Origin of the sequence: Kribbella speibonae, assembly GCF_004331375.1 — a bacterium.
GTDB lineage: Bacteria > Actinomycetota > Actinomycetes > Propionibacteriales > Kribbellaceae > Kribbella > Kribbella sindirgiensis.
Window position 1 is genome coordinate 564128 of sequence record NZ_SJKC01000003.1, and the last position, 13380, is coordinate 577507.

The following is a 13380-nucleotide window of genomic DNA, read 5'->3' on the forward strand; positions in this document are numbered from 1 at the left end:
TTCAGCGGTTCAGGATCCGGCTGACGTCGGTCGGGTTGACCAGGTCCGGCACGGTCCAGCCGTCCAGGTCGTACTCGTTGAGCATCGTCTCGGCGAAACTCTTCATCGCCGCGGTCTCGCCCTGCGCCTCGGCGGCGAACAGGATCTCGGCCTTGACGTTCTCGTGGTTGCCCGAGTAGTTGCGCTCGTACAGTTCGTGCCGCCCGCCGAACTCGGTGCCGACCGAATCCCACAGCGCCTTCATCAGCTTGGTCCGCTCGACCGCGTCGTACCCGTTCGATCCGCGGACGAAGCGGTCCAGGTACGGCCGGACCTCGGGCGTCTTGAAGTCCACGGCGTTGGAGTTGAGGTAGATGAGGCCGGAGGCGACGTCCTGCTGGATGATCTCCTTCACCCGCGGGTACCCGGTGATCATGAACTGCCGGTAGATCAGGCCGTAGTCGAGCTTCGGCAGCACGGTCCCGTTCGGCCCGGGGTCCGGGTTCAGCGCCATCGCGTCGGCCATGCAGCGGAACAGGTTCCGCCAGCCGATCACTTCGCCGACCCGGGTCTGGACGCCGCGGAAGTCCTTGCTGCCCGTGCATTCGAGGGCCTTGAGCAACAGTCCGGCGATGAAGTCGAGCTTCACCGACAGCCGGATGCAGCCGTGGAACGTGAACCGCGGGATGAACCCGGACTGCGGGAAGAAGCCGTTGATCTTGTCGACATCGCCGTACAGGAAGATGTTCTCCCACGGCACCAGCACCTTGTCGAACACGAAGATCGTGTCGTTCTCGTCCATCCGGCTGGACAGCGGGTAGTCGAACGGGCTGCCCATCACGTCGGCCTGCATGGTGTACGACGGCCGGCAGATGAGCTTCACGCCCGGCGCGTCCATCGGGACCGTGCAGATCAGCGCGTACTCCTTCTTCTTGATCGGCAGGCCGTAGTGCGCGATGAAGTTGTAGTTGGTGATCGCCGAACCGGTCGCCACCACCTTCGCGCCGGACACGATCACGCCCGCGTCGGTCTCCTTCTCGACCCGCATGAAGATGTCACCGGCCTCGTCCGGCGGCAGGTTGCGGTCGACCGGCGGGTTGATGATCGCGTGGTTCCAGTACAGGACCTTCTCCTGCGACTCCTTGTACCAGCGCTTCGCGTTCTGTTCGTACGGCGCGTAGAACTCGGTGTTCCCGCCCAGCGTGCCGAGGAAGCTGGCCTTGTAGTCGGGGCTGCGGCCCATCCAGCCCCACGTCTGCCGGGCCCAGTGCTCGATCGCGACCCGGTCCTTCTGCAGGTCCGCCGAGCTGTACGGCGTCCGGAAGAACGGATGCGTGTAGCCGCCGTTGCCGGTGTCGGTCGGGACGGTGATCTCGTCCTTGGTCGCGGGGTCGTGCAACGCGTCGTACAACCGGGCGACCATCCGCGCCGGGTTCCGGAACGCGGGGTGCTCGGTGACGTCCTTGACGCGTTCGCCGTAGATCCAGATCTCCCGGTCGTCGCGGATCGAGTCGAGGTACTCCGCACCCGTCATCGGGCGCTTCGTGGTGGTCTCGGGGTCGGCCGTGGTAGTCATCGAAAGGTCCTTTCAGGCAAGGGCTAGGGGCGTGAAGACGGCGCTGGCGTCGAACCAGCCGGAGTCCGGGCAGTCGAGTGAGCCCGACCAGTGGGTCTCGACCGGACCCAGGTAGCGGAACCGGCCGCCGTGGAACAGCAGCGGGTCCCGGGCGGTGATGCCGACCGCGGCCACCTCACCGATCACGATGAGATGGTCGCCGCCGTCGTACGTCCGCCACGGCCGGCACGAGATCGTCGTGGCCGCGCCCTCGAGCAGCGGAGCGGTCGGACCGTCGACCCAGCCGGGCGCACGGTCCGCGGGTCGCCCGGCGAAGTGCCAGGCGACGTCGAGCTGGTCGTCGGCGAGCACGTTGATCGCGAACGGCTTGCCGTCGAGGTACTGGCACGCCTTGGACGTGCGCGTCAGCGTGACCTGGGCGAGCGCGGGCTCGAGCGACACCGCGGTGAAGGCGTTCACGGTCGCGCCGTGCGGACCGCCTTCCGCGCTGGTGCAGGTCACGACGGTCACGCCGGTGGCGAACTGACCGAACGCGTTCCGGAGTTCTCGCGAGTCCATCGGCGCTACCTCCTTGGTTGTACGCTCTGCGTACAGCTCGTACGCTTGGCGTACGACAAGACCATGGTGGGCTCGCGATCGACTGTCAAGGGCTCAACTAGATTTGTGGGGTGGAAGGATGACCGCCATGAGCGAGCGGGACTACGTGCAGAGCATCGAGCGCGGGTTCGCCGTCCTGCTCGCGTTCGACGCCGATCGGCCCACTCCGACGCTGGCCGAGGTCGCCACCGCGACCGGGCTCTCGCGTCCCGCGGTGCGGCGGATCCTGCTGACCCTGCAGAAGCTCGGGTACGTCGCCGCGCAGGGCACCCGGTGGACCCTGACGCCGCGGGTGCTCACGATCGGTCAGCACTACGCGGCCACGCACAACTTCGTGGAGACCGCGCAGCCCCATCTCCTGCGCCTCGCCGAGGAGACGCAGGAGTCGGCCTCCCTCGCACAGCTCGACGGGACCGACGTCGTGTACGTCGCTCGCGTCCAGGTACGCCGGATCATGGCGATCTCCGTCGACGTGGGGAGCCGAGTGCCGGCGCATGCCACCTCGATGGGCCGCGTGCTGGCGGCTTGGGCGGACGCGGCGGTCGTCGACGCGGTGCTGGCGGCCGGCCTGCCGCGGCTCGCGCAGCGGACGATCACCGACCCGACGGCGTTCCGCGACGCGCTGCACCAGGTCCGCCAGGACGGGTACGCCCTCGTCGAGTCCGAGCTCGAGGACGGGCTGCTGTCGGCCTCAGTGCCGGTCCGCACGCCGGACGGCGCCGTACTCGCGGCTCTTGCCTATTCGACGACCGTCGGTCGCCGTACCGCGGAGCAGGTCGTCGACAAGGTTGTCCCGTTGATGCTGGAGACCGCGGAAGCGATCGCGTCGGACCTCCGCCTGCTCAGTGGCACCCGCCGCCTCGATACGCAGGCCCGCGACGGGTTCTACTGAATCAGCCCCTTGACGACGGCCAGCGCGCGCTCCAGATGCGGCGCTTCGTCGTCCGCTCGCGTGGCGGCCGCCAGTTCGACGGTCGCTGACCCGGTGAGTGCGCGGTAGGAGACGCCCGGAATCAGCAGCTCGGCAACGGGCGCCGGCACGATCGCGATCCCGAGCCCTGCCGCGACGAACGTCACCAACGTCGACGTCTCCGCCACCTCGTGCCGCACCCGCGGCTCGAACCCGGCCTCCCGGCAGCGCGCGAGCACGGTGTTGTGCATGACCGACCGCCCGCCGCCCGCGTGGACGACGAAGTCTTCGTCGGCCAGCTCCTCCAGCCGCACCCGCCGCCTTCCGGCCAGCCGATGCCCGTCCGGTACGGCGACGATCAGTGGATCGGCCCGCAGTACTTCCACTCGCAGCGACTCGTCCTCGACCGGCGGCCGCAGCAGCCCGAGATCGATCCGCCCGTCCGCGAGCGCCTGCGCCTGGTCGGGTGCGAGCATCTCGCCTTGCACGGCGACCTCGACGTCCGGAAGCTCCTCCCGCAACGTCCGGACCAGCTGCGGCAGCAGGCTGTACGTCGCCGAGCCGACGCACCCGATCACCAACCGTCCCTGAAGCCCGGCCGCCACCCGCTGCGCCTCACCTGCCGCGGACGAGACCGCCGCGATGATCTGCCGCGCCCGCACCAGGTATGACTCGCCCGCGGGCGTGAGCTCCACGCGTCGCGTCGTACGGCGCAGCAACTGCAGGCCAAGCTCGCTCTCCAGCTGACGGATCTGCTGCGACAACGGCGGCTGCGCCATGTGCAGGCGGGCCGCGGCGCGGCCGAAGTGCCGTTCCTCGGCGACGGCGACGAAGTACCGCAGGTGACGGAGCTCCACGCGATTGATATTGGCAGAGTCTCGATCGAGCGTAAATGAGTATTTCTCCATATCGGTCGTGGCGGCCTACCGTCGAGGGCATGAGCGATGTGGTGATCTGCGAACCGATCCGTACGCCGGTGGGCCGGTTCGGCGGCGCGTTATCCGCGCTGTCCGCCGCCGACCTCGCGACTGTCGCTCTCACCGAGCTGGTACGCCGGACCGGTCTGGGCGAAGGTGATGTCGACGACGTCGTGCTCGGCCAGTGCAACCCGAACGGCGAAGCGCCCGCGGTCGGCCGGATCGCCGCTCTGGACGCGGGCCTCGGCGTCGGCGTACCGGGTGTCCAGGTGGACCGCCGCTGCGGCTCGGGTCTGCAGGCCGTGCTGTACGCCGCGGGCATGGTCGCCACCGGCGCCGCCCGTGTGGTGGTTGCCGGAGGCACCGAATCGATGTCGCAGGTCGAGCACTACGCCCTCGGTCTGCGCACCGGCGTCCGCGGCAACGTGGAGCTGAACGATCGTCTCGTCCGCGCTCGCGAGACCGCCGGCGGGAAGTATCACCCGGTGCCGGGCGGCATGCTCGAGACCGCGGAGAACGTACGCCGGGAGTACGGAATCACGCGCGCGGAGCAGGACGAGTTCGCCCTGCGCTCCCACCAGCGTGCTGTTGCTGCGCAATCCGCGGGCCGCTTCGCCGACGAACTGGTTCCGGTGGAGGTCCCCAAGCGCGGCCTCATCACCGCCGACGAGCACCCCCGTCCGGACACCTCCCTCGACGGGCTCGCCGCGCTCCGCCCGGTAATGGTCAAGGCCGACCCGGAAGCAACCGTGACCGCCGGCAACGCGAGCGGCCAGAACGACGGCGCCGCGGTCTGCGTCGTCACCACCCGCTCCGAGGCGGAGCGTCGCGGGCTGCGGCCGCTGGTCGCGTTGAAGTCCTGGGCCGTCGCCGGGGTCGGACCCGAGGTGATGGGGATCGGCCCGGTCCCGGCCGTCGCCGCCGCACTCGCCCGCGCCGAGCTGACCCTCGACGACCTCGACCTGATCGAGCTCAACGAGGCGTTCGCGTCCCAGGTCCTGGCCTGCCTGCGCGAATGGAAGGTCGACCCTCTCGACGACCGTTTGAACCCGAACGGCTCCGGCATCTCCCTCGGCCACCCGGTCGGCGCGACCGGCGCGCGGATCCTGGCCACCCTGTCCCGCGAACTCCACCGCCGCGACGGCCGCTACGCCCTGGAAACCCTCTGCATCGGCGGAGGCCAGGGCATCGCCGCGATCTTCGAGGCGGTCCGATGAAGGTCGCTTCCACGATCAGCGGCCGGTCCGACGCGCCGACGGTCGTCCTCGCGAACTCGCTCGGGTCCACGTGGGAGATGTGGGACGCCAACCTTGCCTCGCTGGAGCGGCATTTCCGGGTGGTGCGCTTCGACACCCGCGGTCATGGTCGCTCGCCGGTCCCGCCCGGCCCGTACACGATCGACGATCTCACAGACGACGTGGTCGAGCTCCTCGACTCCCTGGAGTTGGAGCGCGCGCATTTGGTCGGGTTGTCCCTCGGCGGCATGGCCGGGCTGCGTCTCGCCGCGCGCGAACCTGAGCGCGTCGACCGCCTGGTCGTCCTCTGCGCCGGCGCCCGGCTCGACCCGTCGTCAGCCTGGACCGACCGCGCCGCACTCGTCCGTGCGCGCGGTACGGCGGCAGTTGCGGAGGCCGTCGTACAACGCTGGTACACGGCGCCCTGGCTCGACCGGCATCCGCGGATCCGGAAGGAATCCGAGGAGATGGTCGCCTCGACGCCGCCCGACGGGTACGCCGCCTGCTGCGAGGTGATCGCCGCGATGGATCTGCTCGACGACCTGCCGAGTATCACCGCGCCCACGCTGGCGATCGCCGGCGCGGACGATCCGGCCACCCCGCCGTGGCAGCTGGAACGCATCGCCACCACGGTTGCCGATGGCAAGCTTCTCGTCGTACCGGAGGCCGCGCACCTCGCGTCCGCCGAACGGCCCGACCTGGTGACGCCGGCCGTCATCGCCCACCTGCAAGGGGACGGTTCATGAGTCTCGACAAGGTCGTTCCCACCTCGGCCGCGGCGGTCGCCGACATCGCGGACGGTGCGAGTCTCGCGGTCGGCGGGTTCGGGCTGGCCGGGATCCCGTGGTTCCTGATCGAGGCGCTGTTGGAGCAGGGCGCCGGCGATCTGACCGTCGTGTCGAACAACTGCGGTGTGGACGGCGCGGGGCTCGGTCTGCTGCTCGAAAGTGGGCGTATCAGCCGGGTGATCGCGTCGTACGTGGGGGAGAACAAGGAGTTCGCGCGGCAGTACCTCGCGGGGGAGTTGACGGTCGAGCTCACGCCGCAGGGCACGCTCGCGGAGCGGCTGCGGGCGGGCGGTGCCGGGATCGGGGCGTTCTTCACGCCGACCGGTGTCGGCACGCTGGTCTCCGAAGGCGGGCTGCCGTGGCGGTACGCGCTGGACGGCACGGTCGCGGTCGCGTCGCCGGCGAAGGAGGTGCGGACGATCCAGGGCCGGGACATGGTGCTGGAGGAGGCGATCGTCACCGATGTCGCGCTGGTCCGCGCCGCGGTCGCCGACCGGGCGGGCAACTGCGTGTTCCACGCGGCCGCCCGGAACTTCAACCCGGTCGCCGCGATGGCCGGCCGACTGACGATCGTCGAGGCCGAACGGGTCGTCGAGGTCGGCGAACTCGCGCCCGACGCGATCCATCTCCCGGGAGTCTTCGTACAGCGCGTCGTACCGCTGACCCCCGAGGAGGCCGCCCGCAAGTCGGTCGAGAAGCGCACCACCCGCCCACACCCGACCCCTCCCTCCGGGAAGGTCTGACATGCCGTGGACCCGGGACGAGATGGCTGCGCGGGCGGCGGCGGAGTTGCAGGACGGGGAGTACGTGAACCTCGGGATCGGGTTGCCGACGCTCGTCCCCAACCACCTGCCGGCCGGGTCGTCCGTCACCCTGCAGGCGGAGAACGGGATCCTCGGCGTCGGCCCGTTCCCGTACGACGACGAGGTCGACCCGGACCTGATCGACGCCGGCAAACAAACCGTCACCGTCGTCCCCGGAGCGTCGTACTTCGACTCCGCCACCAGCTTCGCGATGATCCGCGGCGGCCACATCGACGTCGCCGTCCTCGGCGGCATGCAGGTCTCCGCGCACGGCGACCTCGCGAACTGGCTAGTCCCCGGCGCGATGGTGAAAGGCATGGGCGGCGCCATGGACCTGGTCAACGGCGCCCGCCGCGTCATCGTCCTGATGGAACACCGCACCCGCCAGGGCGTTCCCAAACTCCTCGCTTCCTGCACGCTGCCGCTGACCGGCCGCGGGGTAGTCCAACGAGTAATCACCGACCTGGCCGTCCTGGACGTTGCCAACGGCACCTTCACCCTGGCCGAACTGGCCCCCGGCGTCACCCCCACCGCCCTCCAAGAAGCCACCGCAGCCCCCATCACCTGGTAGACCCCGCGTGCTTCTTTCTGGGGCCGTTGGCAACGGATTGCGGTGACATTGGGTAGTTGGTTGATTACTGTGGGGGGAGACTGCTGACAGGACGGGGACTCTTGATGGCCGCTCGGGTGCGGATGGTGCTGGCGCTGGTGCTCGTGGTGGTTTCCGGAACGGTGCTGGCGGCAACGGCCAGGGCGGATACCGTGCGGGACTTCGGGAAGGTCTTCGGGGCGCAGACGAACGGCGCCGTCCGGATCACCGGCAACACCCTGCTGAGCTGCGACCGGACCTCCCCGACGTGTCGTGCGGCCCTGGCCGGCGGCAGTGCGAACGCGAACAACAACAACTGGACGATGGAGCCCGTGGACCTGGACTCCGACACGTCCACCAAGTCCTCCTCGGGTGCGACGGTCGCCCTCCCGGACGGTGCTCAGGTGCTGTACGCCGGCCTGTTCTGGGGTGCCGCCCGTGGCGCCGGCAGCGGCGGTACGGGGACCAGCGACGACGGTAAGACGATGCGCCTGCGGTTGCCCGGCAATGCGGCGTACCAGACGGTGAACGCGAGCCGGACCGACTACCTGAACACCGGGTCGAAGAACGACTACTCGTCGTACCTCGATGTGACTGACCTGGTGCGGGCGGGCGGCAACGGCGAGTACTGGGGCGCCGACGTGCCGACCGGGACCGGCGGCGACCGGTACGCCGGGTGGAGTCTGGTGATCGCATACCAGTCCGCGGAGGAGCCGCTGCGCGACCTGAGCGTCTTCAACGGGTACGCCAAGGTGAGTAGCGGCGAGCCGGTGCGGACCAGCATCTCGGGGTTCCTCGCGCCACCGAGCGGTGCGGTCAACGCGCGGTTCGGCAGTGTCACGTACGAGGGCGACGGCGGTATCACCGGCGACTACTTCGCGGTCAACGGCACCCGGCTCGCCGACGCGCAGAGCCCGTCCTCGAACTTCTACGGCAGCCGCATCACCGACGGCGGCACCAACCTCACCGACCGCACACCCGCGAGCATGAACAACCTGGGCATGGACGCCAAGGTCGTGGACGCGGCCGGGATCCTGGCGAACAACTCGACCAGCGCAGAGCTGACCTTCGCGAGCACCGGCGACGTGTACTACCCGGCCGCTCTGACCACGCAGATCGACCTGTACGCGCCGACCATCCTCGGTACGAAGACGGTCCGCAACCTGGCCGGCAACGACCCGGCGAAGGTTGGCGACACCCTCGAGTACACGCTGAGCTTCAGCAACACCGGCGACGACGACGCACTCCGGTCGACCGTTCGCGACGAGCTGCCGCCCAACACGACGTACGTGCCCGGATCGCTCAGTGTGGTGTCGGGCGCCGGGGCCGGCGCCAAGACCGACCAAGCCGGGGACGACCAGGCGGACTACACGTCGCGCACGGTCCGGTTCCGGATCGGCACCGGCGCGAACGCCACGAACGGCGGCCGGCTGAAGAAGAACCAGAGCAGCACGGTCCGGTTCCGGGTGACCGTCGACCAGGCCGCGGCCGGTACGACGCTGGACAACGTCGGCCTGCTCGACTACACGGCCGAGACGCTGAACAAGCAGTACACGTACCGGACCGACGAGGTGCACACCCCGGTCGCGGCATCGGCCGACGTGTCGATCACCAAGACCGCGAAGCCGGACCCGGTGTCCGCAGGCGGCGAGCTGACCTACACCTTGGTTGCCCGCAACAACGGCCCCAGCGCCGCACGGGAGGTGACAGTCACCGACACGCTTCCCGACGGCGTCGAACTCGTATCGGCTACGCCCACGCAAGGCTCCTGCACCTCGACAACGTGCCTGGTCGGAACCATCAGTTCCGGCTCGACGGCGACGATCACGGTGGTAGTCCGGGTTTCGTCGTCGAGCGCCGCGACCAGCCTCACCAACGTCGCCACGGTCACCACCTCCACCTCCACCTCCGACCCGAACCCGGACAACAACACGTCCTCGGTCACCACCGACGTGACCCGTACGGCGGACCTCGCGCTCGTCAAGTCCGTGGCGCCGACTCAACCGGCACCGGGTGAGTCCGTTGTGTTCACACTGGCGATCAGGAACAACGGACCGTCCGACGCGGAGCAGGTCCGCGTCGCCGACTCGGTACCGGCCGGGTTCACGATCACGGGCGTACAGTCCGCGGCCACCTGCACGACGGCTGGTCAGGACGTCCACTGCACGTTGCCCAAGCTGGCGGCCGATTCGAGCGTCGCCGTCCGGATCGCGGCGACTCTGGACGCCGGGTACCAAGGCGGTGCGCTCACCAATACCGCGAAGGTCAGCAGCGACACCCCGGACCCGGAGGACTCCAACAACACCGGCTCCGTGACGGTTACACCGGGTGCGGCCAAGGCTGACCTGGTCGTCGCCAAGGAGACACTGACCAAGCCGGTCGTAGCGGGGGAGCCGATCACCTACCGGATCACGGTGCACAACGACGGCCCGTCCGACTCGCAGAAGGTTGTACTGACGGACGCCGTCCCCAGTGCGCTGACAGGTGTCGCCGCGGACAGCTCCGCCGGGTCCTGCACGGTTGACTCGGCACAGGTGCAGTGCGCCTTGGGTACGTTGACCGCTGGATCCACTGCGACCGTCACAGTGACAGGAACCGTGTCTGCCAAGGCAATCGGGCAGCTCACGAACTCCGCTACCGCAAGCAGTTCCACGCCGGACCCGGACACCAGCAACAACACGGGCCGTACGACGGACGACCTGACCGCGAGAGCCGACCTTGCGATCACGAAGACCGCTCAGCCGGTCCCTGTGCACGCTGGTCGTCCAGTGACCTACACGCTGACGGTGACGAACAACGGGCCGTCCGCGGCGCAGTCGGTGAAGGTGACCGACCCGGTGCCTGCGCCACTGAAGTACGTGTCGTCAAAGACCTCCAGTGGCAGCTGCACCGAGGCTGATGGCACAGTCACCTGCGCCGTCGGCACTGTGGCACCCGGTGATGTGGTGACCGTGACGGTGGTGGCGAACGTCCCGTCCGGCACTCCGCCGAACCAGCTCGGCAACACGGCGACCGTCTCCTCGCCCACACCGGACCCGGTCGACGACAACAACTCAGCGACGTACACACTCATGACCGGCGCACAGGCGGATATCTCGATCACCAAGACCGCCTCGCCGGATCCGGTGGTGGCCGGCAACGCGATCACCTTCAACCTGACGGTCCACAACGCCGGTCCGTCCGACGCACAGGGCGTCACCGTGGAGGACGACGTACCTGACGCCGTGACCGGTGTGTCGGCCACGGCGACGGGTGGAGCGACCTGTACGGCGGTCAACGGCTCCGTGCGCTGCCGTGCGGCGACGCTGGCGGCCGGGGACAGCTTCGTGGTCACCATCAAGGGAACCGTCGTACCCAGTACTGCACCCGGCGAGATCGTCAACTCGGCAACGGCGGACTCGCGGACACCGGCCGACCCGACCACGTCCAACAACACGTCGACTACCACCCCGGCGGTCAAGGCCCTGGCCGACCTGTCCGTCGCCAAGACTGCTGCGGCAACGGTTGTCGCGGGCAACGAGCTGACCTACACGCTGGCCGTGCACAACGCCGGTCCGTCGGACGCCGTCGGTGCGGTGGTCACAGACACGCTTCCGGCGGGTACGACGTTCGTCAGCGGGACCGGCCCCGGAGGCGCGTGTACTCAGGACTCTGCGCTGTCAGAGCCTGTCGTCAGCTGCCCTGTCGGCAAGATGGCGCCGGAGGACGACGCCGAGATCACTGTCGTCGTGAAGGTCTCGCCGGACCACCCGGCCGGGACGCTGGTCAACAGTGCGTCGGTGAGCTCGCAGACTCCGGACCCGAACGACCAGAACAACAAGGACTCGGCCGAGACCAAGGTGACCACGGCCGCGGACCTGTCGATCGCTAAGACCGTGCAGCCGGCTCCGCTCGTGGCCGGTGGCGAGGCGGTCTACACACTGACCGTGCACAACGACGGTGCGTCTACGGCGCAGAACGTGTCTGTCTCCGACACCGTGCCGGCCGGCCTGTCGGTGCTGGAGGCAACCAGTGCGGACGGCACGTGTACGACGGCCGACTCCACGGTGACCTGTGCGCTCGGAACAGTCGCAGCAGGTGGCAACGCGGTCGTCGTACTGCGGGTCGCGGTCGCGGCTGCACAGACCACGGCGATCACCAACACCGGCTCAGTGACCAGTACGACGACTGACCCGGACCCGTCGAACAACGAGGGCTCGGTGACGACCGACGTGGAGCAGGTCGCCGACGTCGAGGTCATCAAGACCAGCGACGAGTCCACCGCGGTTGCCGGTGGCGGAGTCACCTATCGCCTCACGGTGGTGAACCACGGCCCGTCGGACGCTATCGCTGTCAGTGCAGTGGACAGTCTGTCGACCAGCTTGTCGCTGGTGAAGGCGGATCCGAGCCAAGGCACATGTACGATGGCTGGTCAGACGGTGCGCTGTGCGTTCGGCACGATCGCCGCTAGCAAGACAGCGACCGTGCTGATCACGGCCGCGCTCGATCCGGCGTACCAGGGGACGTCGCTGGCCAACACCGCCACGGCTACCTCCCCCGTAACTGACCCGGACGAGAGCAACAACGGCTCCACGGTGACCACCCCGGTCGAGACCCGCGCGGACCTCAGCGTTACGAAGACCTCCGACCCCGCGGGTGTAACGCCGGGCAGCACGTTCGACTACACGATCGTCGTCACCAACGCCGGCCCGTCGACCGCACGCGCAGTCGTACTGTCCGACACCGTGCCTGCCGGGCTCACGGTCAGCTCCGCGTCGAGGGGCTGCACGGTCGAGGGACGGGCGGTGCGCTGCGAGCTCGGTGACCTGCCGATCGGACAGGCGATCGTCTCGTTGCGCGTGCGGCTGGCGTCCGGGTACGACGGGGCGAGCGTCACCAACACCGCTACCGCGACGTCGCCGACGACTGATCCGCACCCGGAGAACAACTCGGGCTCGGTGGAGTCGCCGGTGACTGCCCTGGCGGACCTGGCGATCACGAAGACGATGTCGCCGGCCGCCCCGGTGTCCGGGCAAACCGTGAAGTACGTGCTGACCGTCAAGAACAACGGCCCGTCCGACGCCCGGCTGGTGACGATCGCCGACGAGCTACCGCGCGGCCTGACCAAGGTGAGCGCCACGGGCGGCTCCTGCACGCTGCTGCCGCCGGTCGCGGCCGGTGCGCTGGACGCTCCCGAGGCCGGGACGGTCCAGTGCGGTACAGCTTTGCTGCCCGAAGGGGCAACTATCTCGATCACGATCACCGCGACCGTGGTCCCCGGTTTCACCGGCACCTTGGAGAACATCGCCCGCGTCGGATCGTCCACTCCGGACCCGGTGATCGCCAACAACGAGGCCAAGGTCATTGGCCACACCACCCAGTCGGCGAACCTGAGCGTCCACAAGACCGCGTCAACACAGAAGGTGATCGCCGGAAACACACTGCGCTACGTCATCGCCGTCCACAACACCGGCCCGTCGTCAGCGGTCGGCGTGACGGTCACCGACGTCCTCGCGAACGGTCTCAAGCTCACCAGAACTCCCGAGCACTGCACCGCGGACGGCCAGAAGATCTCTTGTGCAGTAGGCCGAATCGACCCCGGTACGACGGCCAAGGTCTCGCTGGACGTCCTGGTCGACGCGCAGTACGGCGGAACCTCCGTGACCAACGCAGCGACGGCCGAGGCGACCACACCGGATCCGGACCCGACCGACAACACGAGCTCGGTCACGGTGGCGGTCGCACCGCGTCAGCCCGGCCGCCCGACCCCGCCTCCGACCCCGCAGAAGCCTGGTACGGAACTGCCGAATACCGGAAGTCCGGTCGGTCCGGGTGTGCTGCTCGCCGCCCTGGCGCTGATCGCGGCAGGCATCGGCGTTCTCGCGGCGACCCGCTCCCGGCGTTCCAACGGTTGAGTTTCGACTGCTGCAGGTAGTTGCAAACGATCTCGTCAGATGTCTGCGGGCTCAGCTATAGTCAGCCGATCTCGAGGTCTACGAGACAAATC

The 13380-nt window shown here is 68.9% G+C and carries 9 protein-coding genes; 6 read left to right on the top strand and 3 right to left on the bottom strand.

All coding sequences use genetic code 11. From position 1 onward, the window contains the following. Window position 1: 1 nt before the first annotated feature. Window positions 2-1555 carry a 4-hydroxyphenylacetate 3-hydroxylase family protein gene (locus tag E0H92_RS23990; RefSeq protein WP_131460074.1) on the bottom strand — a complete coding sequence of 518 codons (1554 nt, stop codon included), beginning with the start codon at window positions 1553-1555 and terminating at the stop codon, window positions 2-4. 12 nt (window positions 1556-1567) lie between these two features. Continuing rightward, window positions 1568-2113, bottom strand: coding sequence for a flavin reductase family protein (locus E0H92_RS23995; protein WP_131460073.1), 546 nt, complete (start codon window positions 2111-2113; stop codon window positions 1568-1570). A 127-nt stretch (window positions 2114-2240) separates the two neighbouring features. Between E0H92_RS23995 and E0H92_RS24000 the strand changes: the two genes are divergently transcribed. After that, on the top strand, window positions 2241-3044 hold the full coding sequence (locus E0H92_RS24000) for an IclR family transcriptional regulator domain-containing protein (RefSeq protein ID WP_238173567.1): 804 nt from the start codon (window positions 2241-2243) through the stop codon (window positions 3042-3044). Here the strand turns inward: E0H92_RS24000 and E0H92_RS24005 are convergent. Next, window positions 3038-3919, bottom strand: coding sequence for a LysR family transcriptional regulator (locus tag E0H92_RS24005; RefSeq protein WP_131497779.1), 882 nt, complete (start codon window positions 3917-3919; stop codon window positions 3038-3040). The genes E0H92_RS24000 and E0H92_RS24005 overlap by 7 nt on opposite strands. 80 nt (window positions 3920-3999) lie before the next feature. Here E0H92_RS24005 and E0H92_RS24010 point away from each other — a divergent pair, with 80 nt between their 5' ends. From E0H92_RS24010 to E0H92_RS24030, 5 genes are all read left to right on the top strand, one after another. Next, window positions 4000-5196, top strand: a complete 1197-nt coding sequence (locus tag E0H92_RS24010; protein ID WP_131497780.1) for an acetyl-CoA C-acetyltransferase — start codon at window positions 4000-4002, stop codon at window positions 5194-5196. Next, on the top strand, window positions 5193-5960 hold the full coding sequence (pcaD, locus tag E0H92_RS24015) for a 3-oxoadipate enol-lactonase (protein WP_131497781.1): 768 nt from the start codon (window positions 5193-5195) through the stop codon (window positions 5958-5960). Before E0H92_RS24010 ends, pcaD begins: the two co-directional genes overlap by 4 nt. After that, entirely contained in the window at window positions 5957-6745 is a 789-nt protein-coding gene (locus tag E0H92_RS24020) for a CoA transferase subunit A (protein WP_131497782.1), read from the top strand. Before pcaD ends, E0H92_RS24020 begins: the two co-directional genes overlap by 4 nt. A gap of 1 nt (window position 6746) precedes the next feature. Continuing rightward, window positions 6747-7376 carry a CoA transferase subunit B gene (locus E0H92_RS24025; RefSeq protein WP_131460067.1) on the top strand — a complete coding sequence of 210 codons (630 nt, stop codon included), beginning with the start codon at window positions 6747-6749 and terminating at the stop codon, window positions 7374-7376. Window positions 7377-7480: 104 nt separating this feature from the next. Continuing rightward, window positions 7481-13288 carry a DUF11 domain-containing protein gene (locus E0H92_RS24030; RefSeq protein WP_131497783.1) on the top strand — a complete coding sequence of 1936 codons (5808 nt, stop codon included), beginning with the start codon at window positions 7481-7483 and terminating at the stop codon, window positions 13286-13288. Window positions 13289-13380: the final 92 nt, after the last annotated feature.

What these genes read in the sequence shown, in the direction of transcription:
- E0H92_RS24000 (WP_238173567.1), top strand. Translation starts at nt 2,241, where the DNA reads ATGAGCGAGCGGGACTACGTGCAGAGCATCGAGCGCGGGTTCGCCGTC.
- E0H92_RS23990 (WP_131460074.1), bottom strand. Translation starts at nt 1,555, where the DNA reads ATGACTACCACGGCCGACCCCGAGACCACCACGAAGCGCCCGATGACG.
- pcaD (WP_131497781.1), top strand. Translation starts at nt 5,193, where the DNA reads ATGAAGGTCGCTTCCACGATCAGCGGCCGGTCCGACGCGCCGACGGTC.
- E0H92_RS24020 (WP_131497782.1), top strand. Translation starts at nt 5,957, where the DNA reads ATGAGTCTCGACAAGGTCGTTCCCACCTCGGCCGCGGCGGTCGCCGAC.
- E0H92_RS24030 (WP_131497783.1), top strand. Translation starts at nt 7,481, where the DNA reads ATGGCCGCTCGGGTGCGGATGGTGCTGGCGCTGGTGCTCGTGGTGGTT.
- E0H92_RS24010 (WP_131497780.1), top strand. Translation starts at nt 4,000, where the DNA reads ATGAGCGATGTGGTGATCTGCGAACCGATCCGTACGCCGGTGGGCCGG.
- E0H92_RS23995 (WP_131460073.1), bottom strand. Translation starts at nt 2,113, where the DNA reads ATGGACTCGCGAGAACTCCGGAACGCGTTCGGTCAGTTCGCCACCGGC.
- E0H92_RS24025 (WP_131460067.1), top strand. Translation starts at nt 6,747, where the DNA reads ATGCCGTGGACCCGGGACGAGATGGCTGCGCGGGCGGCGGCGGAGTTG.